This is a genomic window from Erwinia sp., assembly GCF_049696395.1.
Taxonomy (GTDB): domain Bacteria; phylum Pseudomonadota; class Gammaproteobacteria; order Enterobacterales; family Enterobacteriaceae; genus Erwinia.
This window is the reverse complement of the sequence record NZ_JBAVTT010000009.1, coordinates 41,436-66,464: the sequence shown is the minus strand read 5'-3', so window position 1 is coordinate 66,464 and position 25,029 is coordinate 41,436. Positions and strand designations below refer to the sequence as shown.

Sequence of the window (25,029 nt, the reverse complement as noted above, 5' to 3'; positions counted from 1 at the left end):
CCTGATGAACGTCATGAAACCGATGAAATCGAAGCTATCGACCTGATGTTGCAGTCCGGCGCGATCTCGATTCCGGTCAGCATTATGGGGTCGAACGATGGCGTTATCCGCCTGAAATTTGATGAGATCCCGCTGTCGCGCCGCCGTGAACTGGTGCGCGTGGTGCTCTCCCGTGCTGATGCCTGGATCAAGCCAGAAGGCGAGAAAGACAAACCGTTCCGCTCGCTGATTACCATTGTTCGTACTGTATTTGAATTGTTCTGGCTGACCTGGAAAGATCGTCGTGCTAAGCGTCAGGTCGTGAAGGAAGAGGATGGCGTGGCATGAAGCGACTGATAATACCTGCGCTCTGTTTTACCGGCGTATTGACCTTAGGCAGCGTCTGGGCCGCGCCTGAAAGCGTGACTCAGGACAGCAATGCCCTGTCGCAGATCCCGCCTCCGGCTGATGTGGGCCAGCACAATGCTGCCCAGACTGGCACAGAACCCAACCCGAACGACCCGGCACAAATGAACCAGGCGAGCGGCGCAGCGGCTACGCAGATGAACCAGCCAGCCGCGCAGCCAGATGCAGCCCAGCCAGAAGCCGCACAAACTGCGACTGACGTTGCTCAGCCAGAAGCCGGACAAACTGCGACAGACGTTGCTCAGCCGGAAGCCGGACAAACTGCGACAGACGTTGCCCAGCCAACCGCGACTGAGGATGCCGCTGCGATGGGCCAGCAGGATCCTGCTACCGGTTTACCTGCGGGCCTGCCGCCGCTGCCTGCGCCTGTTGCAGCAGCACCGGCGCAGGTCAGCAACGTGCTGCTCAACCAGCCGCTGACCAGCACCGTCTCTGTTGGACAGATGGGTCAGACCAAAGGCATCTTGTTAACGGGCGGCCAGTTGCAGTCCGGAATTGTCTTCACGCTGCCAACGGATGAAGTGATCACCAACGCCCGTCTCAACCTGTCACTGAAAGTGTCTCAGGCGCTGGCGGCGCGTAATACTTCTCTGCAGCTGATGCTGAACGGCCAGCCTTTAGGCACCCTGCCGTTAAATGCTTCAGACAATGCCAGCGAAGATTACCAGCTGGATATTCCAGCCGCGATGGTGGTCTCCAGCAACAACCTGAGCTTCAAGATCAACGATGCCGATCAGCTGCTGTGCGAGCGCGACAGCGCCAGCCAGTATCAGGTCACCATTTTGCCGAAAACCACCCTCTCGCTGGAAGGTCAGCAGCTGAATATTGGCACTACGCTGCGCAATTTCCCACGCCCGTTTATCGATCCGTTGCGCATGACGCCTTCCGTGGTGCCGATGGTATTTGGTCAGGCTGTCTCTCCGGGGCAAGTAAGCGCTGCGGCGATTATCGCTTCCTGGATGGGCATCCAGACCGATTACCGTGGCATCAGCTTCCCGGTACTGCGTAACGAACTGCCGGAGAAAAACGGCATCCTTTTTGCCCATCCGGGTGAAATGGTCGCAGGCATAGCGATTCCGAGGGTCACCGGCCCAAGCCTGCAAGTGATCGATAACCCGGTGAACCCGGTTTACAAACTGATGCTGGTGATCGGCAAAGACGATGACGAACTGCGTCAGGCTGCCTGGCGTCTGACTCAGCCAGTGAGCGTGGATGCGCCTTCGCTGGCGGTTGCCAGTCAGACCCTCCCGGTCAGCAAGCCTTACGATGCGCCGCGCTGGATCAACACCGAACATCCGGTGCGTCTGAGCGAGCTGCTGCGTAAAGATCAAAGCATGACTACCACCGGGATCTGGCATGACGCGCTGCGGGTAAACTTCCGTGCCGCGCCAGACCTGTTCCTGTGGGACGGTGACACCTTACCTGTACAGTTGAACTACCGTTTCCCGTCCGAAAGCTGGATTGATGAGGACAAATCGTTCCTCAACGTCGGGCTGAACGGCACCTTCCTGCGCAACCTGACCGTCAATAAAGTTGGCCTGCTGGAGAGCATCTGGCACCGTCTGGGCGGCGATGCGCGTCAGGAAAGTTACACTCTGAAGCTCGACCCGTACCTGATTTACGGCGATAACCAGCTGCAACTGTACTTCAACATCAAACCCAAGGCTGATGCGCCTTGCAGCGTGTTGAGCAACAACAACATCAAGAGCCGGATCGAAGATGATTCGTACATTGACCTGAGCCACACGCGTCACTTTACGCTGCTGCCGAACCTCTCTTATTTTGTCGGTGCTTCGTTCCCGTTCACCCGTCTGGCGGACTACTCGCAGACCGTACTGATGCTGCCTTCCTCGCCAAGTAATGCTGAAATCAGCACCCTGCTGGATATGGCCGGGCGTTCAGGCAATGCGACCGGCGTGGCGTTGGGTCATAACAGCGTGATGTTCGGCATTCCTGCTGGCGGCACGTCGCTGGGGCGGTTACAGAACAGCGATGTGCTGGCGGTTTCCACCCTCTCTCAGGCGGCTTTCAACCAGTCGATGTTGCAGGGCACTCCGTATGATGTGAATGGCCACACGCTGGGCGTTAAAGAGCCCACGCTGCTGGATAACCTGCGCGGCTGGCTGACCGGTGACTGGAATCGCCAGGCTGTAGATGCTGACCGTTACTTCTCCTCTAACGAAGACTGGCGCGGATTTATCAGCTACAGCTCGCCGTGGAACAGTTCACGCGTAGTGGTGATGACCATAGCTACAGATGATGCTCAGCTTTCCCGCCTGCATCAAGACCTGACGCTGCAGCGCATTAACGCCGGGATCCGTGGCGATACCGCGATCATTACCGATGAGAACGGTATCCGCAGCTTCCGCGTGGGCGCGCAGTTCCCGAGCGGTGAGATGCCGTGGTACATGATGGTGGTCTGGTATGCCAACCAACATGCGGTGGTGTTAGCACTGCTGGCGCTGTTGTTCTCTGTGCTGGTAGGGCTGAGCACGGTTGTGCTGCTGAAGCGCCATGCCTGGAAGCGGCTGCACCCGGAACATGACTCCCATTCCTCTGGCGAGAAGAAGTAATGACCATGATGAAGATAAAAACACTGACCGCCAGACTTCGTCAGCATTGGGTTCCCGGCATCACGCTTGCGGCCTCCGCACTGGTTTTCCCGGTGCTGGCAGCAGAGAACAACCCGGCGATTCAGGCGCTGTTCGATCAGGCCAATTACTGGCACCAGAAGGCGCATGACGATCTGGCGCGTGATGCGCTGAACAAAGTGCTGATGGTGGATGGCAGCAACACGCAGGCCATTTATCTGATGGCGCTTTGGGCGCAACAGAGTGGCGATACTGCGACGGCAACCAAATGGCGCACGCGTCTCAGCCAGGTTTCCCCGGATGATCCGCATCTGGTGGAACTGGACCAGGCCCGTCAGCTGCAGTCGATCCCGGCTGCACAGTTAACGTTGGCACGTCAGCAGGCTCGCAGCGGCAATATCTCGGCTTCCCTGCAAACCTGGCGTAACACCTTCAGCGGCAATGAGCCGCCAGCCAGCGTGGCGGCAGAATATTACCTGACCATGGCTGGCGACCGTTCGCTGCTGCCCCAGGCGATTGATAATCTTCGTCAGTTCTCAGCCCAGCATCCTCAGGATAACGGCGCGAAACTGGCGCTGGGCAAAGCGCTGACCTATCAGGAATCTACCCGCCGTGAAGGTCTGCAAATACTGGCTGGCATGGCCGATGGCAATCAGGATGCTGACCGTTCGCTGCGTCAGGGCCTGATGTGGTTAGGCCCGCAGCCGGGCGATGCGCCTCTTTATCAAACCTATCAGCAACGTCATCCGCAGGATCGCACGGTAATGGACTATTACCGTAAGAACGCGGGCAGCGCAGAGAAAGGCCAGGGCTTTACCGCACTGAACAGCGGTGACGTTACTGGTGCGCAATCTGCCTTCAATCAGGTGCTGCAAGCCAACCCGGAAGATGCCGATGCGTTAGCCGGTCTGGGCTATGTGGCCCAGCGCAACGGTAACTATGCCGCAGCGGCAGACTATCTTGATCGCGCCGCGAAGCAGGGCGGTGAAAACAGCCAGCAGCGCATGACTCAGGCAGCCGATGCCCGTTTCTACGCTCAGCTTGCCACCGCGCAGCAGGCGATGAAAGCCGGTAATACCGCTCAGGCGCTCAGCTTAAGTGAACCGCTGACGCAGGCCGCCGGTGAAAAAGGCGTCTCAGCTAAACTGTTCCGTGCCGATGTTCAGCGCCGCAGCAATCAACTGGATGCCGCCGAGCAGACTTACCGCTCCGTAATCCAGAGCGACCCGGATAATCGCCCGGCGAAAGAAGGGCTGTTCTACGTGCTGCGTCAGCAGAACCGTGGCGCAGAAGCCAATACGCTGCTCTCTTCTCTGCCGGACAGCGTACGTCAAAGCGTGACGCCGAAGCCTGCGGTGACCAGCGATCCTGTTCGTCGCCAGGCTAAGCAAGCGCTGGCCGCTGGCAACACCCAGCAGGCGATCGCCATCCTGCAACAGGGTATTCAGCGTTTCCCGTCCGATCCGTGGGTTCGTCTCGATCTGGCGCGCATTTATCAGCAGCAGGGCAATACCAATCTGGCCGCTGGCATCATGCAGCCTGCATTCCGTAACGGCGCAAGCAACAGCGAAATTTACGCCGGTGCACTGTTCGCCAGTGAGAGCGGTGCCTGGCAGCAGGCGCAGACGCTAATTTCCCGTATTCCTGCCCGCAGTCAGAGCAGCGAAATGCGTGAACTGTCCCGCAGGGCGAACTTCAACCTGCAGATGGCCGTTGCTCAGCAGTATCTGGCGCAGGGCTCAAATGCCGCTGCGGCTAACACGCTAAAAGCGCTGGCAGTTAATCCACCTGAGAACCCGGCAGATGCGGGTAACCTGGCTAAAGGCCTGGCCGATGCCGGCGATCTCTCCACGGCTGTGACCGTCGTGCGCAACAACATGCAGCGCGGCGTGCAGGGCAATGCAGGCGATTATGCGGCGCAGGTCGCCGTGCTGAATCAGGCTGGCTTGAGCGGCGAAGCGCAGAGCTTCCTCAGCAACCCCGAACTGCAGTCCCGCAGCACGCAAACTCAACTGGCGGGCATTCAGAATGGCTACGTGATCAACGAAGCCGACCGTCTGCGTAACCAGAAGCAATATGCTGCCGCTTACGACAAGCTGATTGGCGCGTTGCAGCACGATCCGCAGAACACCGATTTGATGTTTGCCATGGGCCGTCTCTACCAGTCCGGCAAAATGAACAAAGAAGCCGGTGTGGTCTATGACTACCTGATGACGCGTGATACGCCAACTCAGGATGCGCGCGTAGGCGCAATTGATGTGGCGCTGGCTAACCACGATCTGCCGAAGGCGAAAGGTCTGGTAGCTGGACTGCGTGGCGAGCAAACGCCTGAGCGTCTGCTGTTAATGGCACGCGTGGCCGAAGCCGATGGCGATCATCAGCAGGCGCTGGCTTACCTGCGTACCGCTCGCGGCAAGATGATTGGCCTGGAAGGCGCTTCAGGCGGCACCAACCCGGCGATTGGTGGCTTGGCGTTAGCAGACAATCCGTTTATCAACCGTACCACGCCGTCGCAGCGTCGTTCACCTTCCGCTTATGGCGCGGTTATGCCGTGGCAGAATGCCCCGGCTGGCAGCGATGCGGCAATGCAGACAACCAGCGTGGACGTCCCGACGCAGCAAAGCCAGACGCTACATCAAATCGATACCATGATGGACGATTTGCAGGAGCGCACCGGCACCTGGGCACAGGGCGGCGTGCAGGTCAGAGGGCGTGATGGCGAATCCGGCCTGAGCAAGCTGACGGAAGCGAAAGCCCCGCTGACCTGGTCAACCGTGCCGTATGGCGATACGCGCTTCGACTTTACTCTGACGCCGGTTACTCTGAGCGCAGGCAGTGCCAGCAGTACGGCAACGCCGCGTTTCGGTACGCAGGCGCTTGAACAGGGACGTAGCGCGCAGGCCAGCAACGTGCTGCCTTCAGAAGTGAAACTGGATTCTCCGGGATCGCAGAACGCTTCCGGTGTGGAAGTGAATCTGGGCCTGACCAACGACAACTTCAAAGTTGACCTTGGCTCCACGCCGTTGGGACAGGATCTCAGCACGCTGGTGGGCGGCATTCAGTGGTCACCTAAGCTGAGCGATTACCTGACGCTGATCCTGACCGGCGAACGCCGCTCGGTGACAGACAGCCTGCTCTCTTATGTTGGTGTTGAAGACAAGCTGAGTGGCAAACGCTGGGGCCGTGTCACCAAAAACGGCGGCGATGCGCTGTTAAGTTATGACAATGGCGATGCCGGTTTCTACTTCGGCGCAGGCGGTTACAGCTATCTTGGCGAAAACGTTGAGAGCAACCAGAGCATCATGGGCCAGGCCGGAGCTTATGTTCGGCCGTTCCATGATGAAAACGGCGAGCTGAAAACCGGGATCAGCATGAGCTGGATGGATTTCTCGAAAAACCTCAGCTACTACACTTACGGCCAGGGCGGATACTTCAGCCCGCAGAACTTTGTGGCCGTTTCGTTCCCGGTTGACTGGAGCAAGAACTACGACGATCTGAAGGTGAAAGTCGGTGGGTCGGTGGGTTATCAGTCCTACTCACAGGATCGCAGCGCTTACTTCCCTACCGATCCGGATAAACAGGCTCAGCTGGAGAGCTACTACAATGCGGGCTACGCCACCGAGGCTTATTACGAAGGCGGCAGCAAAAACGGCATTGGCTATAATCTGCACGCAGGTGCGGATTACAAGGTGAATAAAGATGTCACCATCGGCGGTCAGTTGGGCTACGACACCTTCGGTGATTACAACGAAAGCACCGCGAAACTCTATTTCCGCTATATGCTCGGGGACAAATAAGAATGACTGACCTACAGAACCGCACGCTGCACTACTATCGTCAGCAGCAGTATCAGCCAGGCTGGTTTGACTTACTGAGCGTGATGATCAAGGGCATGCTGCGCAATGCAGGGGAGCGTGAAAGCCACGCGTTCCTGCAACAGATGGGCGAGACTCTGGCAACGCGCTACCCGCTGGGGGCGGCCAATACCGTGGCGGATCTGGAAAACCAGATCAACGCGGTGCTGGCGCAGTTCAACTGGGGTTTTGTCGACGTGCAGCCGCGTGATACCTCGATGGTGATCTCGCATATGGCGTTACCGCCGAGTGACGGGCAGATTGAAGCCCGTCAGTGGCGTCAGGCGCTGGGTGCTGTGCTGCTTGGTTTGTATGCTCGCTGGCTCCGCGATCAGGGTGGTAATCAGTCCGTGCCGCTGGTCTGTGAAGAGACTGACAGTGAAGCAACGTTGAATTTCCGTTATCAGATGTGAGGAAGATAAAGATGTCTCTGCTCAGGGTGAGCTTCATGATGATTGCGATGATGGTGGGGTGTGCTCAGGCCACCGCATCTGACGGCTGGAGCACCTTTAAAGGCCGCTTTATGACCGAAGACGGTCGCATTCAGGATACCGGCAATAACAACGTCAGCCATACCGAAGGGCAGGGCTATGCGATGTTGATGGCGGTCTGGTACAACGATCGTAGCAGCTTCGACAGCCTGTGGCGGTGGACGCAGCAACATTTGAAGAACCCGCAAAACGGGTTGTTTTACTGGAAGTACAATCCAGCCGCAGCCGATCCGGTTATGGACAAAAACAACGCTTCAGACGGTGATGTGCTAATCGCCTGGGCGCTGCTTAAGGCCGGGCAGAAGTGGCAGAATCAGGCTTATTTGCAGGCTTCTGACCGCATCCAGAAGGCGATTGTTGACCGTGAGGTGATCACCTTTGGTGGCCATACCGTGATGCTGCCGGGGAATCAGGGTTTCAATAAAACCAGCTATGTGGTGCTGAACCCCTCTTATTTCCTGTTCCCGGCCTGGCGCGATTTTGCAGCGCGCAGTCATCTTAAAGTCTGGAATAACCTGATCGACAGCGGCATGGATCTGTTGGGCAAAATGCGCTTCGGCGACGCTGGCCTGCCGGTTGACTGGGTTGCTCTGAATGCTGATGGCACGGTAGCGCCTGCTACAGCCTGGCCACCGCGCTTCAGCTACGATGCTATCCGCGTGCCGCTCTACGTCTACTGGTATGACGCGCAAAGCCTGCAGCTGGTGCCTTTCCAGCGTTACTGGATGAGCTTCTCCAGGCTGCAAACGCCAGCGTGGATTGACGTGCTGAGCAACAATAAAGCGCCTTACAATATGGCTGGTGGCTTACTGGCGGTGCGGGATCTGACGCTGAACCAGAGCGGCTATCTCAGCGACAAGTTAGATCCAAAGGAAGATTACTTCTCTTCAAGCCTGCATCTGCTGGTTTGGCTGGCGCTGAAAGATCATCAGGGTAATTAACGCTTACACACCTGTCCGTCTTAGCGGGCAGGTGTGTCCCTCCGCTGTTTTTCCCCGAGCACCACACCCAGAGTAACTACCGCACAGACCGGCCAGTCTCTCTACCGGATGGGGATTAGTTCGGGTAGGCCACCCAATCGCCCCCGTTCAGTCTGATCCAGGGTTTGCCCTGATACATCATCACCACGGCGTTGTCGTTTTCTGAAACGACCGGGGTTTGCGGCAGGTTGGCGGTCAGCGCAGTCAGATTAACGTTGGTGTCGCTGAACACCTGCCCGTTAACTGCACGTGAGATCAGCTCTGACAGGGCCTGCAGGCTGGTTGGCGTGGCAACGTCCACCGCTTGTGCCGGATGTGGGGCTTTCATCCCGACAAACTTAATGCCAACCGGCACGTGGGTGATGCTCGGGCTTGGGATATCGCGCAGGCCTGACATCTGCATTTTATCGCCTTCCAGCGCCGCGCCATGCTCCGGCACCACAATCACCATCACTTTGCGGCCGGACTTATCCAGATTGGTCAGGAAGGTGTCCAGCTGATCAAACAGCATTTTCGCTCTTGGCTGCCAGGCGGCAGTTTTGCTGCTGCCCAGGTCGCGTGTGCCGTCATGCAGCGGGATCAGGTTATAGAAGGTGGCACTGCGCGGATCGGAACTTTTCTGGCGCTCATCCAGCCAGCGCTGCATTACGTCACCATCGTTTAAGACTGGCGAGCTGTCGAAGGAGCTAAGCTCAGGTTTTATCCCGGCCTGCGACATCAGCGGCGCGTTCAGATTGCCCTCTTCACGCAGTTCCTGCAGGTAGTTACCGAACACGCCGGTATGGTCCATCATCAGCTCCTGTTTGAAGCCGAGCTTCGCCAGATTGTCGAACAGATAGCAGCGCTGATCGGTTGGCTTATACAGATCGCTGTGTGAACTCTGGCCGCAGCTGGCTCTTAACAGGCGGATGCCCGCCGGGCCGCTGTAACCGGTAGCCGAATTGTAATTGTTCAGCATGATATCGAAGTGCTTCCACAACGGATGATCGCGCAGCTGAGCAGCATCCAGATCGGACCAGGCCAGTGAACAGATATTGATGACTAAAATATCGAACGGGGCGGCTTCTGCCGGTAACGTACCGGGGAATGGGGTAATTTTCTGTTTTTCGCTGTCATAGAACTTGTTCAGATAAGCGGTCAGATTGGCGCTGGTTGGCGGCGCAGACTGATCGAGTCCTTCGGCCGCAGCCGGTGCATTGGGCTGGGCAGCATTATTCTGGACGGCGGCAGGCGTGGACGCCTTCCCCGGTAGCAGGGAAATCGATGGCCCGGCCATCGTCACCACGTTAAGCCACAGCAGCGTCAGTGAAACCAGCACAGTGACCCGCACCCACTGCGAAATAAACAGGTACAGCACCAGCATCACAAAAGCGGTTCCCACCATCTCCCAGTTGATAAAGCGATCGGCCAGTTCCAGCAAATAAGCAGCGGAGAAACCGGTAAGCTGGCTTCCCTGGCTCATGATGCTTTCCGGGCCTGGCAGCCAGGTATCATGCCAGAAGAGCCCGATACCCATCGGGATCGAGACCCAGTTACGCAGGCGATGCAGGCGCTCAGAACGGATCGGCAGCACAAGCCAGGCGAGGAACACCAGGTTGCTCAACGCATGAAAATTGAGATAACCAAACCACAGCAGGGCAAATTTGATCAGGAAGTAGAAATTCCAGCCACCCAGACCGCGCCATAAAGTGAGCGCAGGGGGCATAAACGTCTGATGTTGATTCATTTCTTATCCGGGGGTGTTGAAGCATCACGCCGCCAGGTCCCTTCGTATTTAAGGGCTCGTGGCGGGGTTAAGCGCAGCATCAGCCCGTGCCACTTTTTCGGCAGCCAGCGGGCGTAAAAAGGTTTCAGTAACAGCAGCAGCAACACCAGAAGGATCAGGATCTGTACGATGTCCGACATATTCATTCTGCGTCTTCCGGAGGCTGTTTACCGAGGGTGAACTCTTGCGGCTGGCGGCGAGGCGGTTCAGCGGGGGGCGTACGAGTTGTCCGCTCAGCGACTGGCTGAACAGGAGCCGCCCGCCAGGCTGTTTTCACCTTGCCCGGAATCTGACGAATTTCCGACAAAATCTGCAGATCTTCCTGCCACACCAGACGATTCGTGAAGATTTCATCGTGCGGCAGACGGAAGATAAACTTCACTGCCGTGTCCAAATCGTTAAAGCGGCAGGAGGAGAGGAACAGGTAAATCCGGTCATCGACCAGCGTGACCAAATCGCCAAAGCGCCTGGGTTTACAGAGCGTCAGCACCTGTTCTGGCTTCAGTTCAGGCACCGGGCGAAGCGCAACCAACAGCCCTTTGCCGTTCTCAGGCAGCAGAGTGTTGTTTACCAGCAGCGTAACCGACTGACAAAAGGCTTCCAGTGGCAAATAGCCTCTTTCCTGCAAAGGCTGCATAGATTTCAGCAAAGCAGTGAGATCGGCAGGGACGTGGCGATTGTAGGATTGCCCCTGAATGCCTTCCAGCAAAGTCAGGAACCGCGACATTGTCGCATTGAAAGGCACGATAGCGTTGACACCGCAGGCCAGTAGCAGGCGCTCATCGCTGTAGCGCAGCGCCGTTTCCATCTCTCTCACCACAATTTTCAGCCCGCCGCCGCGTGTCCGCCGCAGGCTGTGAATACGGCTGGCCAGATCGGGAATGTGGTCACTGCTTTTCAGGTTGAAAATGACCGTGGCGGCACTAGCCTGCAACGCCCGGTCATACACCTCTTCATTGGAAGCGAACAGCGTCCACTGGGTAGAGAGGGGCGGTGCGCCTTCGAGTACCGATTTTTCCGCGAGGTACAACTGCTCATCGTTCAGCGTTAACGGGGTATTTTGCTCATTCTGATCCAGCAGGGTGAAGACTTGCCCGGAGGCTGACAAACGCATTGCACGGTCAGCCAACATGCCGCCGCCATTTGCCCACCAGTTAATGCGATAATTCCAACTATCCTGCTGCCAGTCGAGATGAGAAAGGCCTTCAAGATGTCGGTAGCAGGTTTGAAGATGATTGCGAATGGTATTAATTCCCGTTCCCGCAGTAATAATCAGAAGCGTAATTTTTTTGCCGCTAAGCCACTGTTGTAATTTCTTCAGCCAGTTATTTACCTCATTTTCCGCTATTTTTTCCCATAACAGCGAAGCGGTAAACAATATGACCAGCCGGGGTTTTTCTGACAGGACTCTGTCCAGATCGTTTGTGAGGTTGAGTAACGCCTGGCGTGTCTCTGGCAGGGAGAACATGGGGATAGCATTCGGGCCGCCGTGCGGCGCAGGCGTTAGCAAATCCTGCGGCTGGCTGCCAGAGGTAATCAAGGCCACTGACCGCTGTACACTGATGCACTGGCGTGCCAGAAAACGGGCATCTTCTTGCCGATTTGTCGTCACCCAATAACAGCCTGAAGGCTGCATCAGGATTAATTCATCCCTGACCTGTTCGAAACCTAAAGAAAATGAAGTGGCCATAAGTTTTATCGCAGCACGTCCTATTAGAAATAATGAGTGGTGAGCAGATGAAAATAGGTTTCCGGTATTATCTGGCTGTAAATATACATTACAACTTCGGCCAAACCCATTTAAACTACACCTAAGTTAATTCTTAGACCTGCCAGCCGATTTTGGCTGCTTCTGCGGCAAAAAAAAGGGGTTGATAATGAGTGAGACGCGCCATCCTGTCTTGTCTTTGACCAGCGAATCACAGGATGATATCCGTGCTTTAGCCGACGCCTTCTCTTTAAAAAAGTGGCGCTATGTCGATATCGCGCGCGAAGAGCGGCTTACATCAATTATAGCCCGCTGGCCCCTGTTGGCAGAGCTGGCCACGGACGTCCCTAAGAAGGTCGTGTAATGCCAGTTATTGCTTTTCAGGGTGTGCGTGGCGGTGCCGGGACAACGTCGCTGGTGGCAGGGTTTGCGTGGGCGCTGCAGTCGTTAGGGGAGTCTGCTGTCCTGATCGATCTGTCGCCTGACAACCAGCTGCGGATGCACTTCAATACGGCATATGACCATCCGCGTGGCTGGCTTCGAACCGCTCTCGATCATCAACCCTGGCAGGAAAGTGCCTTGCGCTATGCCACAGATCTGGACTTCATCCCCTTCGGTCAACTGAGCGATGAAGAGCTGATGGCGTTTGTCAGTCAACCGCTGGCTTATGCCGAAGCCTGGACGGCGCAACTTGCCGAGCTGAAGCAAACCTATCGCTGGGTTCTGCTGGATGTGCCTGCCGGAACCACGCCCTGGACGCGGGCCATGCTGGCGCAGGCTGACCGGACAATCAGCGTGATTGTCCCCGATGCTAACTGCCATCTACGCCTGCATCAGCAGCGCTATAGGGCCGATAACCTGTTCTTACTTAATCAGTTCTTCCCGGTCAGTCGATCTCAACAGGATTTGCATCAGCTGTGGCTGGCCAGCCTGCAGAATCTTATCCCGTTGCAGATCCACCGTGATGAAGCGGTGGCTGAAGCGTTGCTGAGCAAGCAGCCTTTTACCGAATATCGCCCACAGAGCCTGGCTGCCGAAGAGATGGTGACCTTCGCCAGCTGGGCGCTGATTAACCTACGGGAGAAAGCACTGTGAAGGTGTTTCTCCCACAGGCGTTGTTCACTTTGCGTGAGCAGGTGTTATGACGCTTTTACGTTGGTTGCTCATTCCGTCTGTCTGGCAGGCACTGAACCAGCGCTACAGCGGTTTCCGTCAGCAGGGTGCCACCGCTGTCACCTCGTTTTTGCACTGTTTCTGGCTGATGCTGGGCTGGTCGCTGCTGCGTTTTGAGACGCCAGGCTGGCAGAGAGTGCAGGCAAACCGCCGCAGGTTGTACCCGCATATCTCAGCGGAAAAACCCCGTCCGGCAGACGTTATTCGTTATGTTTTGCAAAGCCTTTGGTTAGTTTTAGTCTTGCCAGTGGGTGCTATTATTGGTAGTGAGCGCTCACGTATAATTCCACTGCTTCACTGGCGGCAGCGCGCCCTTATCTGGCTGGGGAAATTACCTCAGCGCGCGGAAGATAAGGATATGGCCGGTAAAGCGGACAGCCGGATAAAGCAGATGCCTTCAGCGCTGCGCAAAGGGCTGTTTGGCGTGGCGATCCTGGCGGCAACCGCACTGGCGCTGCTGTGTATCTCACAGCCTTTCGATTTCTTCACCCAGTCGGTGTTTGTGGTGCTGCTGTGGAGCGTAGCGATGGTGGTGCGGCGCATTCCGGGACGGTTGCCGACCATGATGCTGATCGTCCTGTCGCTGACCATCTCCTGCCGTTATCTCTGGTGGCGTTATACCTCGACACTGAACTGGGACGATCCGGTCAGCCTGACGTTTGGGGTGCTGTTAGTGGCGGCGGAAACCTACTCCTGGGTGGTGCTGGTGCTGGGGTATTTTCAGACCCTCTGGCCGCTGAATCGCCAGCCGGTTCCGATGCCCACAGACACCGCCAGCTGGCCCACCATAGATTTGTTAGTACCCACTTACAATGAAGCGCTGAGCGTGGTGAAACCAACGCTTTATGCGGCTTTGGGCATCGACTGGCCGAAGGACAAACTGACGATTTACCTGCTGGATGATGGCAACCGGGAAGAGTTCCGGCAGTTCGCGGCTGAAATCGGCGTAAAGTATATTGCCCGCCGCGGCAATGAACATGCTAAAGCCGGTAACATTAACCACGCACTGAACAGCGAATGCCGCAGCGAATATGTGGCGATTTTTGATTGTGACCATGTGCCAACACGTTCGTTCCTGCAGGTTTCGCTGGGCTGGTTCCTGAAAGATCCCAGGCTGGCGATGCTGCAAACGCCGCACCACTTTTTCTCACCCGATCCTTTCGAACGTAATCTTGGCCGCTTCCGCCGGACGCCAAATGAAGGCACGCTGTTCTACGGGCTGGTGCAGGATGGCAACGATGTGTGGGATGCAGCTTTCTTCTGTGGCTCCTGTGCCGTTATCCGCCGTTCTGCGCTGGATGAGATTGGCGGCATCGCCGTAGAGACCGTCACCGAAGATGCCCATACTTCGCTACGTCTCCACCGCAAAGGCTACACTTCGGCCTATATTCGCATTCCGCAGGCCGCGGGATTAGCAACGGAGAGCCTCTCAGCCCATATCGGTCAGCGCATTCGCTGGGCAAGGGGAATGGTGCAGATCTTCCGGCTGGATAACCCGCTGACGGGCAAAGGCCTGAAGCTGGTTCAGCGGCTCTGTTATGCCAACGCCATGCTGCACTTCCTGGCCGGGATCCCGCGCCTGATCTTCCTGCTGGCCCCGCTGGCCTTCCTGCTGTTCCATGCCTTCATCATTTTTGCGCCCGCGCTGGTGATCGCCATCTTTGTGTTGCCGCACATGGTGCACACCAGTCTGACAAACTCCCGCATTCAGGGCCGCTGGCGCCACTCGTTCTGGAGCGAAGTGTATGAAACCGTGTTGGCCTGGTATATTGCGCGCCCAACCACGGTGGCGCTGTTCAATCCGCACAAAGGCAAATTTAACGTCACCGCCAAAGGTGGTCTGGTTGAAGAGCAGCATCTCGACTGGGTGATCACCAAACCTTATATGTGCCTGGTGCTGGTTAACCTTGCGGGGGTGTTCGCGGCCTTCTGGCGGTTGCATTCTGGCCCGCCGCACGAAGTATTGACGGTGATCGTCAGCCTGGTGTGGGTGCTCTACAACATGATTATTCTGGGTGGCGCGGTGGCCGTATCGGTTGAAGCCCGCCAAATCCGTGAGGCGCACAGGGTAGAAATTGCCATGCCTGCGGCGCTGGCGCGGGCGGATGGTCATATGTTGCCCTGCACGCTGCGTGATTATTCTGATGGCGGCGTGGGCCTGGAGCTGAGGGAAGAAAACCTGCTCAGCGAAGGCGACCAAGTCTCTCTGCTGCTCCGCCGTGGGCAGCAAGAGTTCAGCTTCCCCTGCCTGGTTCAGCGCACCTTCGGCCACCGCGCCGGGATCAGGCTGCATGAGCTGACCACTGAGCAGCACGTCGACTTTATCCAATGCACCTTCGCCCGCGCCGATACCTGGGCATTGTGGCAGGACAGTTTTCCGGAAGATAAGCCCATTCAAAGCCTTGCCGACATTGTGGTGCTGGGCTTTAAAGGGTATTTGCGGTTGGCCGAGTATGGTCCCGCGCCGCTACGCAGGCTGTTTCTGCTGCTGACGCGTCTGGCTGGCTGGCTGGCCTCCTTCTTCCCTCGAAGCGTGAGCAAGACAGGCTCCGCGGTTTCCTGATTCACCTTGATGAAGACACCATGACGAAAAAATTAGCTTGGTTCACCGCGTTATTGTTGAGCGCACTGCCCGGGGTTCAGGCAGCAACAGACACCTACACTCAGCCGGTGGAAAACACCGCGGAACCACTGGCTCCTCCAGCCCTCGATCCCGCGGCGCCAGTGCGTGATTACCTGCGGACGTTCACCCAGATCGCGCCGCCACCTGGCAACTTTAACCTGACCGGCACCCGCACTCAGGGGCAGATTGAGTTTGGTGTGCGCAGTGACGAACTGGTGACCAAAGCGTTGCTGAATCTTAGCTTCCGTTCTTCACCGTCTTTACTCCCTGGCATGTCGCACCTGAAAGTCTATCTGAATGACGAGCTGGTGGGTCTGGTGCCGGTTGTCGCCGATCGGGCAGGGAAAAACAATCAGGTTCAGATGCCGATCGATCCGCGCTTTATCGGCGACTTTAACCGCATTCGCCTTGAGCTGGTGGGGCATTACGGCAACATCTGCGAAAACCCGGCCAGCAGCGCAATCTGGCTGGATATCGGGAAAGACAGCACGCTGGATCTCTCATTGCAGAAGCTGCCGGTCAAAGACGATTTGTCCCACTTTCCGGAACCGTTTTTCGATGCGCGTGACAGCCGTCCGTTAACCTTACCGATGATTTTTGCCAGCGCACCTGACCTTGGTCAACAGCGCGCTGCCGCCGTGCTGGCTTCGTGGTTCGGTACCAAAGCGGACTGGCGTGGACAGACCTTCCCGGTGCTTTACAACCAGTTACCGGATCGTCAGCACGCCATTGTGTTTGCCACCAACGATCGGCGCCCTGATTTCCTGAAAGACCTGCCGCCGGTGGATAAGCCAACGGTGAAAATGATCGACCAGCCTGATAATAAGTACCAAAAATTACTGTTGATTATGGGGCGCGACGATAATGACCTGCTGAAAGCCGTGCAGGGGATCGCGCAGGGAGAATTGCTGCTGCGTGGGCAAACCTCGACCATCGACAGCGTAAAAGAGTTGGCTGCGCGCCAGCCTTACGATGCCCCAAATTGGGTGCGCACTGACCGCGTCACCCCCTTTTCTGAGCTGCAACAGTTCCAGGGGCAGCTTCAGGCCGATGGCATGCAGCCAGCCCCCATTTCGTTAACGCTGAAGTTACCCCCGGATCTGTTCCTGGTGCGCGCCCGCGGTATCGATATGGATATCAAATATCGCTATACCTCGCCGGTACAGGATGACGGCTCGCGGCTGGCGGTAAACCTTAATGGCCAGTTCGTGCAGGATTACCCGTTAGCTAACAAGCGTGCTGAAGGCAAACAGCTGCTGCACATTCCGCTGGTGCAGGGACTGTTGGATGGCGGAACTCAGCTGACCATTCCAGCCCTGCAGCTGGGCGTGGTGAACCAGTTGCGTTTTGACTTTGATTACGCCAGCATCTTTATTGGTGGGTCTTATAACAACAGCACTAATGAAGGGCGTTGCGAAACCATTACGCCAGTCACCAATCATGTGGTGATTGACGGCAACTCCACCCTCGATTTCTCCGGCTACCGCCACTATATGGAAATGCCTTCTCTTGGCGCATTTGCTAACGCGGGCTTCCCGTTCAGCCGCAATGCCGATCTGGCCCAAACGCTGGTGCTGGTAAACAATCGGCCGGAAGCTGGCAAAGTCAGCGCGCTGCTCAATGCGCTGGGTAATATCTCCGCGCAGACCGGCTATCCGGCGCTGAAAATGCAGATCACCGACGACTGGAGCAAGGCCAAAACGGCCGATGCTGACCTGCTGATGATCGGGACGCTGCCAGCGCAGATGAAAGATGACGGCAAGGTGAATCTGCTGGTTGAAGCAGCGAAAAGCTGGATCAACAAACCCAACCGCCAGACTCCGTTCTCCAGTGGTTCTTACTTTGCGGACGACCTGCGGGCAGAAAGCCAGACGACCATCAGCTCTGGCGGGCCAATGGCAGCCGTTATTGGCTTCCAGTCACCTTACGATAAGCAACGCAGCGTCGTCGCGCTGCTGGCAGACAGCCCGCGAGCCTGGGCCCTGCTGAACGGCGCGCTAATCGACAGCGGTAAACGTGGGGCTATCTTCGGCTCGGCTTCCGTTATCCGTGAATCCGGCGTGCGCAGTCTGCGTGTAGGCGACACTTACTGGGTTGGCCATCTGCCGTGGTGGGAACGCGTATGGAATGCGCTGGCTACTCATCCGGTGCTGTTGGCGGTGTTTGCTACCTTTGTAGTGGTGCTGTTCGCTCTGCTGGTCTGGCGACTGATGCGCCGTGTCAGCCGTCATCGCCTGGGTGATGAGGATGACGAGGAGTGAAACGGTCGCTGCTTAGCCTGCTACTGCCGATTTTGTTGCTGCCTTTAAGCAGCAAGGTACCGGCCGCGCCCGATCGGGTTGAACCGGTCGACTGGCTGCTGCAACAGGTCAGGATCGGCGAAGCTACCAATAAATATGATTTAGTGAGTGAGTCGCTTTACCGGCTGGAAAAAATCGCGCCGACGAATCCGCAGGTTCTTGCTGCGCAAATCCGCCTTGCGTTGCATCAGGGCGAACAGGATAAAGCGCGTCGGCTGATGGAAGCCCTGAAGCAGGCTTACCCCGATTCACTGGCCACCCGTCAGGCGGAAGTTAGTATTCGCTTACTTTCTGATGAGGGCAGGAAACAGCTGCAGTTAGCTCGCCTTCTGGCCACATCAGGCCGCCTTACAGAGGCCAAAGTGGCCTACGATAAACAGTTCAACGGCCTTTTTCCCTCTGACGAGATTGCGCTGGAATACTGGCGTTTAGTCGCGCGCCTTCCGGGGCAGGAAACGCGTGCGCTGGCCGAACTTTCCGCGCTGGATCGCGATGCCCCAGGCAGTATTAATGTGCGGATGGCGATTGCGCAGATGGAGTTGAGCCGTAACGACCAGGCGGCAGCGCTTAAGCAGCTCCGCGCCGTAGCCGTGGATCCGGCAGGCCGGGTTCAGGCTGCCGAACTGTGGCTGAGCAACATCAAATCGCAGCCCGTCACGCCGCAAAGCGTGGCTCAGCTGAAAACCTATCTGCTGACTTTCACCAGCGATAAGCCACAGTCTGACGGCCAGGCAGAGTTGGATCGCCAGCAAAAAATGCTGGCCGATCCCGCCTGGCAGCAGCGCCTTCGTGGTCTGGCGATGCTCGAGCGTGGTCAAAGCTCGGCGGCAATTCCAGCTCTGCGTGCTGCGTTGAAGGCCACGCCAGACGATCCGGATCTGCTCGGGGCCATGGGCCAGGCGCTGGCGCGGGCCAATAACCGCGAAGCAGCTACGGGCTATTTTCAACGGGCGATTGCGGCGGATGCACAGGGCACCGATATCGGCAAATGGCGTAGCCTGCTGCAATCCAACCAGTACTGGCTGGCGATAGCGAAGGGCGACAAAGCGCTGGCGGCTGGCGATCTCTCTCAGGCAAGCGGCCAGTATCAGCTGGCGCGTGGGCTGGATAAGAGTGACAGCTATGCGCCGATCGGGCTGGGTGATGTGGCGCTGGCGCAAAAGAATCTCGCCACGGCGGAAGAGCAGTACCAGCGCGCTTTACGTCTGGATGCGGGCAATACCACGGCAGCAAGACGGCTCGCGGCGCTGTATCAGCAGCAGTCTCCGCAGAAAGCCTTGGCCTTTATCAACGGACTGTCGGCGGCGCAGAAAAAGTCGCTGGGTGAGACGCTCGCCAACCTGCGCAGCAATGCCCTCAGTGCTGAGGCTGAAAAGCTGGCTGCTGCCGGAAACTGGCAGCAGGCCGCCGGGACATACCGCCAGGCTCAGCAATTCTCACCCCAGGACGTCTGGCTTAATTACCGGCTGGCAGGCGCTTTGCGTCAGAACGGGCAAACTCAGGCTGCTGACCGGCAAATGCAGGCGATGGCTCGTCAGCAGCCTGGCGAGGCTACTCAGGTCTATGCCAACGCGCTTTACCTTTCCGGCAGCAACCGAACGCAGGCCGCCCTGACACAGCTTCACACGCTGCCTGAAGCGAAGTGGGATCAGAACATCAACGATCTGAACACCCGGCTTGAGACCGATCTGCTCATCGCGAAGGCTGAAGCCAGTCTGGATAACATCGAGGCGCTGATCGCCCGGCATCAGCTGGCCCAGGCGCGGAAGCAGCTGAGCGCTCTGCCGCCGGAAGCTTCAACTCAGAACATTTACAGCGGACGGCGCATCGCCAACGCGTGGCTGGCCGTGGATGACCCGCAGAAAGCGACCTCGCTGTATGCCACCCTGAAAACGCAGGCAGCCAAAGAGGGGCCTTCGCAGAGCAGCGCGCTCATCTACCGGGATGCGGCACGCCTGGAAGCCGTGCAACATCAGCCTGAGTTAGCGCAGACGGACTTCAGTAAAGCGATGGTCGCCAGCGGCATCAGCCCCGTGCTGCCGCAGGACAATGAGACTTACACCAGACTGACCCGCAACGATGAGCAGGATGACTGGCTGAAGCGGGGCATTCGCAGTGATGCCGCCGATCTCTATCGCCAGCAGGACACCACGCTGACGCTGGAAGAGGACTATTCACGCAATAAAGGCACCGGCGGGGTGTCTGACTTTACGGCGCACACCACTATGCTGGAAGCCGAAACGCCGTTGGCTGACGGCAAAAGCTTCCTGCGGCTGGATAATGTTGATGTCTCTGCTGGCTCATTCGCGCGCAACAGCAGCGGCAACATTGAGGAAAATTTTGGCACCTGTGCCAACGATGACGCGGTCTGTAACCGGGATTTCCGCCAGCATCAGAACGGCACCAGCGTGGGTGTTGGCTACCGTAGCGACAAATGGCGTGGTGACATAGGCACCACGCCGCTGGGCTTTGCGGTAACTAACTGGGTGGGCGGCATCACCTGGAATACTGACCTGGCGGACTTAGGCGTGTCGTTGACGGCTTCAAGACGCCCGATTTCCAGTTCGTTGCTCTCTTATGCGGGCGCGAAGGATCCTAACCTCGCCAGTGGCAAAACCTGGGGCGGCGTGGTCGCAACCGGTGGCGCGATCGGCCTGAGTTATGACCAGGGCAACGCCAACGGCGTCTGGGCTGATCTCAGCGCGCACCAGATCACCGGTGAAAATGTGGAGGATAACTCCCGCGAGCGGCTGATGGCCGGTTACTACTATAAGGTGATCAACGAGAACAACCGGCGGGCTACCCTCGGCCTGAACGGCATGTTGTGGCACTACGCGAAAGACCTGAGTGATTACTCACTTGGGCAGGGAGGCTACTACAGCCCGCAAAGCTACAGTTCACTGTCGGTGCCGGTAACCTATCGCCAGCGCACGGAGAACTGGTCTTATGATCTCGGTGGCTCCGTTTCCTGGTCGCACTCGAAAACCAGCGGCCAGCCACGCTATCCGCTCGATTTCGGCGCGCTGACGCGTGATAACCCCCAAAGCAGCGACAGCAGCAGCAACGGATTTGGCTACACCTTACGCGCAGTGGTTGAACGCAGGCTGACCGCTCACTGGACGTTAGGAGCCGGCGTGGATATTCAGCAAGCGAAGGACTATACGCCGAGCCACGGTCTGATTTACGCCCGCTATTCGATGGCCGGTTGGGAAGGCGATCTGGACATGCCGCCAGAGCCATTATCCCCATACGCGGACTTTAAATAGGGTTATCAGGCGGATTTGCCGGGGAAATTAAGATAATCACCTTCAGAAAACACCTAATCACCCCCTTGCCGGATGACAGCGCTTAACAAGCGGCCACCTTAAGATATACTCAGGGCAGTTTTTTGCTGCCTGACGGGTGGCATTCAGTGATTCGGAGAACAGGCTTGCGCGTCAGTCGTTCCTTAACAATAAAGCAGATGGCGACGGTGTCCTGTGTGGCCGCGGTGACCATCTGTATTTTTATTGTCATTCAGCTTTTCCATTTTGTGCAGCAGCGCAGGATTGACTATGCCCAGCAGATGGAAAATATCGCCCATACCGTGCGGCAACCCCTGTCGCAAGCGGTGTTGAAGGCCGATATTCCTCAGGCTGAAGTGATCCTCAACTCCCTGAAACCGGCGGGTGTTCTGGCTCGGGCTGAGGTGGTGTTGCCGAACGGTTTACAGGCGCTGCATACCGACTTTGAGCCCGAAAAACCGGTGCCGCACTTCATTGCCACCTTGTTTGAACTGCCGGTGAAGATCACTGTGCCGCTTTACTCGCTGGAGCCCGCTAATCCTAAGCCGCTGGCGTTGCTGGTGCTACAGGCCGATTCCTGGCGGGTTTATCAGTTCATCCTCAGTGCGCTGTCAACCATGGTGACGACTTACCTTCTGCTGGCGTTGATCCTGACGATCGCTATCAGTTGGTGTGTGAATAAACTGATCGTTCGCCCGCTACGGCGGATCGCCGTGGAGTTGCAGAACCTGCCTCCTCAGGAGGTCATCTCGCATCAGCTGGTTTTGCCTGATCGTCACCGCGATGATGAGCTGGGCATGCTCATCCGCAGCTATAACCGCAATCAGCAAGTGGGAGAAGCGGTGAATGATGAGATGAGCCGGCTGACCACCCGCTTTGCCCTGACCAATCTGCCGAACAAAACCCTGTTTCTGGCGCTGCTGGAGCAGCATCTGGATTCCGTCTCTGATGACGACAATTTTACCGTTATGGTGCTGCGCATCGAGACTTTGCAGGAAACCAACGGGGTGGTTAAAGATGAGCAGCGTGATGCGTTGTTACTGACGCTGCTGGATAAAATTCGTCACAGTACGGACAGCCATACGCTGGTTGGCCAGCTGTCGGGCAGCGATTTTGTGCTGCTGGTGAAACGCGCTAACAAGCCTTTCCGCGCCATGCGGCTGGCCCGCCTGTTGCTGTTGCGGCTGAATCAGCCTGTTATGTTGCAGGATATGCAGCTGCGGCCAAACCTGAGCATTGGCCTGGCTCAGCGTGAAGGGGTCGACCTTACCGCACAGGACTTGCTGAGCCGAGCCGCCTCCGCGATGATGTCGGCGCGTCATCAGGGCAAGAATCAGATCCTGTTTTATGACCCGATGATGATGGAGCGGGCGCATAAGCGGCTGACTCAGGAACACGACATTTTGCAGGGGCTGGAAAAAGGTCAGTTCTCGCTGTTCCTGCAGCCGCAGATTGATATGCGTAATGGCAAGCTGGTGGGGGCGGAAGCGTTGCTGAGAATGCGTCAGCCAGATGGAAGCTGGGCACTGCCTGAAGACCTGATCGTGAATGCTGAAGAAATCGGCGTGATTAGCGTGCTTGGCCGCTGGGTATTTGAAGAGTCCTGTCGGGTGTTGGCTGGCTGGCAGAAGGAAGGAATCACTCTGCCGTTAAGCGTCAATCTGTCGGCGGTTCAGTTGCGTGAGCCGGATATGGTCATCCATCTGCAGGACCTTATCCATCGTCACCATATCAGCCCCGGCAGCCTGATGCTGGAAATCACCGAGACCGCGCAGATTGGCGAGCCAGAGCAGGCGCTGCGCTTGTTAAGCGAGTTGCAAAAAGTCGGCATCTCAGTGGCGCTGGATGATTTTGGCATGGGCTATGCCAACCTGAACTGGTTGAGTCAGTTTAAATCCTTACCGATCAGCAAACTGAAGATGGACCGCAGCTTTGTCTGCCTGCTGCCAAATGATGACACGATGGTGCGCATCGTCGCCGCCATTGCCGAGATCATCAAGTTGGATGTGATCGCCGAAGGCGTAGAGACCAGCCAGCAACGCGACTGGCTGCTGGCGCGCGGTATTCATATTGGTCAGGGTTATCTCTATTCCGAGGCGTTGTCACTGCCAGTATTTAATAGAAAATACCTGGGGTTCGTCACGCAATAATAAGGTCCCTGAGGGGATAATCTCCACTGTTATCAATCCATAACGCAAACCACAACGCGTCGGAAGGGGTGCTGAAGTGATTCAGCTCATAAAACGACGCGTTGCCCGGCCGCTAACTGTGTCAACTTATATCAATCCCGTTAACGTAGTGTTACTTTCGCGCTGAGACTGACGAAATCATCAGCACCGTGCACCTGCCTTCCAAGCCGTTAATGGACATTTTTTATGAAAACTTCCCTGTTTAAAAGCCTCTATTTCCAGGTGATTACCGCCATCCTCATCGGCGTGCTGTTAGGGCATTTCTACCCCGAGTTGGGTGCCCAGATGAAGCCGCTCGGCGATGCCTTCGTCAAGCTGATCAAGATGATCATTGCGCCCGTTATTTTCTGTACCGTGGTAACAGGGATTGCCGGTATGGAAAGCATGAAAGCTGTCGGCCGTACGGGTGCCGTAGCACTGCTTTATTTTGAAGTGGTCAGTACCATCGCACTGATTATTGGTCTGGTGGTGGTCAACGTGCTGCAACCGGGCGTTGGAATGAATATTGACCCGGCCACGCTGGATGCCAAAGCCGTGGCGATGTATGCCCAGCAGGCAGAACAGCAGGGCGTGGTGGCCTTCCTGTTAGATATCATTCCTAACAGCGTCATTGGCGCCTTTGCCAGCGGCAATATCCTGCAGGTGCTGCTGTTCGCCATTATGTTTGGTTTTGCCCTGCACCGCATGGGTGACAAAGGCACGCTGGTCTTTAACTTTATCGAAAGTTTCTCCAGAGTGATCTTCGGCATCATCAATATGATCATGCGTCTGGCCCCTATCGGGGCGTTCGGTGCAATGGCCTTCACCATCGGTAAGTACGGCGTGGGGTCACTGGTCCAGCTGGGGCAGCTGATTATCTGCTTCTATATTACCTGCCTGCTGTTCGTGATCGTGGTGCTGGGCACTATTGCCCGTGTGGTTGGCTTTAACATCTTCAAATTTATAGCCTACATCAAAGAAGAGCTGCTGATCGTGCTGGGGACTTCTTCCTCAGAATCCGCGCTGCCACGTATGCTCGATAAGATGGAAAAACTGGGCTGTAAGAAATCGGTGGTCGGGTTGGTGATCCCAACCGGGTACTCGTTCAACCTCGATGGCACCTCAATTTACCTGACCATGGCGGCGGTCTTTATTGCTCAGGCCACCAATGCGCACATGGATATCTGGCATCAAATCACGCTGTTAGTGGTGCTGTTACTCTCCTCGAAAGGGGCGGCGGGTGTTACCGGAAGTGGGTTTATCGTGCTGGCGGCCACGCTTTCTGCGGTAGGTCATTTACCGGTTGCCGGGCTGGCGCTGATCCTCGGAATCGACCGCTTTATGTCTGAAGCGCGTGCGCTGACCAACCTGGTTGGCAACGGCGTGGCGACCGTAGTCGTGGCGAAATGGGTCGATCAGCTGGATGAGCAGCAAATGAAAGACACGCTGGATGGCAAAAATAAGGCGAAAAAACTGCCTGAAAATGCCGCATAAGCCGTTAATTCGCTAAATATCCCCCCAAATGCCCGCCGCGACTTGCCCTCGCGGCGGGCATTTGCATAATAACCCCCAGAGATTTTTATCATTTTTCACTCCAGCGTGGGACATCCCCGCCAATGTGTGGTCTAAAAGCTGTTCTGAGAAAAAACAGCGGCTTCCCTGAGTTATCCTTCCCGTAGATAGCAGC

Annotated in this window: 14 protein-coding genes and 1 pseudogene; 12 read left to right on the top strand and 3 right to left on the bottom strand. The window is 56.9% G+C overall.

The window, feature by feature from the left end:
* The 5 genes and pseudogenes from WCC56_RS01265 to WCC56_RS01245 form a co-directional block, all read left to right on the top strand.
* Window positions 1-327 (top strand): annotated as a pseudogene (locus WCC56_RS01265) (UDP-forming cellulose synthase catalytic subunit); the annotation flags it as partial.
* Entirely contained in the window at window positions 324-2,978 is a 2,655-nt protein-coding gene (gene bcsB, locus WCC56_RS01260; protein ID WP_424690624.1) for a cellulose biosynthesis cyclic di-GMP-binding regulatory protein BcsB, read from the top strand. The pseudogene WCC56_RS01265 and the gene bcsB (WCC56_RS01260), both read left to right, overlap by 4 nt.
* 8 nt (window positions 2,979-2,986) lie before the next feature.
* Window positions 2,987-6,793: a cellulose synthase subunit BcsC-related outer membrane protein gene (locus WCC56_RS01255; protein WP_424690628.1), complete on the top strand. Its 3,807-nt coding sequence runs from the start codon at window positions 2,987-2,989 to the stop codon at window positions 6,791-6,793.
* Window positions 6,794-6,795: 2 nt separating this feature from the next.
* Window positions 6,796-7,263 (top strand): cellulose biosynthesis protein BcsD, encoded by a 468-nt coding sequence (gene bcsD / locus WCC56_RS01250; RefSeq protein WP_424690623.1) that lies wholly within the window; start codon window positions 6,796-6,798, stop codon window positions 7,261-7,263.
* Window positions 7,264-7,274: 11 nt separating this feature from the next.
* A complete protein-coding gene (locus WCC56_RS01245; RefSeq protein WP_424690622.1) occupies window positions 7,275-8,282 on the top strand; it encodes a glycosyl hydrolase family 8 in 1,008 nt (335 codons plus the stop codon).
* A 115-nt stretch (window positions 8,283-8,397) separates the two neighbouring features.
* On the opposite strand, the gene bcsG is transcribed toward WCC56_RS01245, so the two are convergent.
* Genes bcsG through bcsE form a run of 3 tightly spaced genes read right to left on the bottom strand, consistent with a single transcriptional unit; the run spans window position 8,398 to window position 11,776 of the window.
* Window positions 8,398-10,047, bottom strand: a complete 1,650-nt coding sequence (bcsG, locus tag WCC56_RS01240) for a cellulose biosynthesis protein BcsG (RefSeq protein ID WP_424690621.1) — start codon at window positions 10,045-10,047, stop codon at window positions 8,398-8,400.
* Window positions 10,044-10,232, bottom strand: a complete 189-nt coding sequence (gene bcsF / locus WCC56_RS01235; RefSeq protein WP_424690620.1) for a cellulose biosynthesis protein BcsF — start codon at window positions 10,230-10,232, stop codon at window positions 10,044-10,046. The genes bcsG and bcsF overlap by 4 nt, the downstream gene beginning before the upstream one ends.
* Window positions 10,229-11,776: a cellulose biosynthesis protein BcsE gene (gene bcsE, locus WCC56_RS01230; RefSeq protein ID WP_424690619.1), complete on the bottom strand. Its 1,548-nt coding sequence runs from the start codon at window positions 11,774-11,776 to the stop codon at window positions 10,229-10,231. Before bcsE ends, bcsF begins: the two co-directional genes overlap by 4 nt.
* A 187-nt stretch (window positions 11,777-11,963) precedes the next feature.
* Between bcsE and bcsR the strand changes: the two genes are divergently transcribed.
* The 7 genes from bcsR (at window position 11,964) to WCC56_RS01195 (ending at window position 24,836) form a co-directional block, all read left to right on the top strand.
* Complete coding sequence (gene bcsR, locus WCC56_RS01225; protein ID WP_424690618.1) at window positions 11,964-12,158, top strand: cellulose biosynthesis protein BcsR; 195 nt, start codon at window positions 11,964-11,966, stop codon at window positions 12,156-12,158.
* Window positions 12,158-12,889 (top strand): cellulose biosynthesis protein BcsQ, encoded by a 732-nt coding sequence (gene bcsQ / locus WCC56_RS01220; RefSeq protein WP_424690617.1) that lies wholly within the window; start codon window positions 12,158-12,160, stop codon window positions 12,887-12,889. Before bcsR ends, bcsQ begins: the two co-directional genes overlap by 1 nt.
* 46 nt (window positions 12,890-12,935) lie before the next feature.
* The gene (gene bcsA / locus WCC56_RS01215) at window positions 12,936-15,530 is read left to right on the top strand and encodes a UDP-forming cellulose synthase catalytic subunit (protein WP_424690616.1); all 2,595 of its coding nucleotides are present in this window, start codon (window positions 12,936-12,938) and stop codon (window positions 15,528-15,530) included.
* A 20-nt stretch (window positions 15,531-15,550) separates the two neighbouring features.
* On the top strand, window positions 15,551-17,851 hold the full coding sequence (bcsB, locus tag WCC56_RS01210) for a cellulose biosynthesis cyclic di-GMP-binding regulatory protein BcsB (protein ID WP_424690615.1): 2,301 nt from the start codon (window positions 15,551-15,553) through the stop codon (window positions 17,849-17,851).
* Entirely contained in the window at window positions 17,848-21,156 is a 3,309-nt protein-coding gene (locus WCC56_RS01205; protein WP_424690614.1) for a cellulose biosynthesis protein BcsC, read from the top strand. Before bcsB (WCC56_RS01210) ends, WCC56_RS01205 begins: the two co-directional genes overlap by 4 nt.
* Before the next feature lie 164 nt (window positions 21,157-21,320).
* The gene (gene hmsP, locus WCC56_RS01200; protein ID WP_424690613.1) at window positions 21,321-23,324 is read left to right on the top strand and encodes a biofilm formation regulator HmsP; all 2,004 of its coding nucleotides are present in this window, start codon (window positions 21,321-21,323) and stop codon (window positions 23,322-23,324) included.
* Window positions 23,325-23,549: 225 nt separating this feature from the next.
* On the top strand, window positions 23,550-24,836 hold the full coding sequence (locus tag WCC56_RS01195; RefSeq protein ID WP_424690612.1) for a dicarboxylate/amino acid:cation symporter: 1,287 nt from the start codon (window positions 23,550-23,552) through the stop codon (window positions 24,834-24,836).
* The last annotated feature ends 193 nt before the right edge of the window (window positions 24,837-25,029 follow it).

Excerpts from the sequence above, each read along its gene's own strand:
- bcsB (WP_424690615.1), top strand. The coding sequence starts at position 15,551 with ATGACGAAAAAATTAGCTTGGTTCACCGCGTTATTGTTGAGCGCACTG.
- WCC56_RS01195 (WP_424690612.1), top strand. The coding sequence starts at position 23,550 with ATGAAAACTTCCCTGTTTAAAAGCCTCTATTTCCAGGTGATTACCGCC.
- bcsF (WP_424690620.1), bottom strand. The coding sequence starts at position 10,232 with ATGAATATGTCGGACATCGTACAGATCCTGATCCTTCTGGTGTTGCTG.
- bcsD (WP_424690623.1), top strand. The coding sequence starts at position 6,796 with ATGACTGACCTACAGAACCGCACGCTGCACTACTATCGTCAGCAGCAG.
- WCC56_RS01245 (WP_424690622.1), top strand. The coding sequence starts at position 7,275 with ATGTCTCTGCTCAGGGTGAGCTTCATGATGATTGCGATGATGGTGGGG.
- WCC56_RS01255 (WP_424690628.1), top strand. The coding sequence starts at position 2,987 with ATGAAGATAAAAACACTGACCGCCAGACTTCGTCAGCATTGGGTTCCC.
- bcsR (WP_424690618.1), top strand. The coding sequence starts at position 11,964 with ATGAGTGAGACGCGCCATCCTGTCTTGTCTTTGACCAGCGAATCACAG.
- bcsE (WP_424690619.1), bottom strand. The coding sequence starts at position 11,776 with ATGGCCACTTCATTTTCTTTAGGTTTCGAACAGGTCAGGGATGAATTA.
- bcsQ (WP_424690617.1), top strand. The coding sequence starts at position 12,158 with ATGCCAGTTATTGCTTTTCAGGGTGTGCGTGGCGGTGCCGGGACAACG.
- bcsB (WP_424690624.1), top strand. The coding sequence starts at position 324 with ATGAAGCGACTGATAATACCTGCGCTCTGTTTTACCGGCGTATTGACC.
- bcsA (WP_424690616.1), top strand. The coding sequence starts at position 12,936 with ATGACGCTTTTACGTTGGTTGCTCATTCCGTCTGTCTGGCAGGCACTG.
- bcsG (WP_424690621.1), bottom strand. The coding sequence starts at position 10,047 with ATGAATCAACATCAGACGTTTATGCCCCCTGCGCTCACTTTATGGCGC.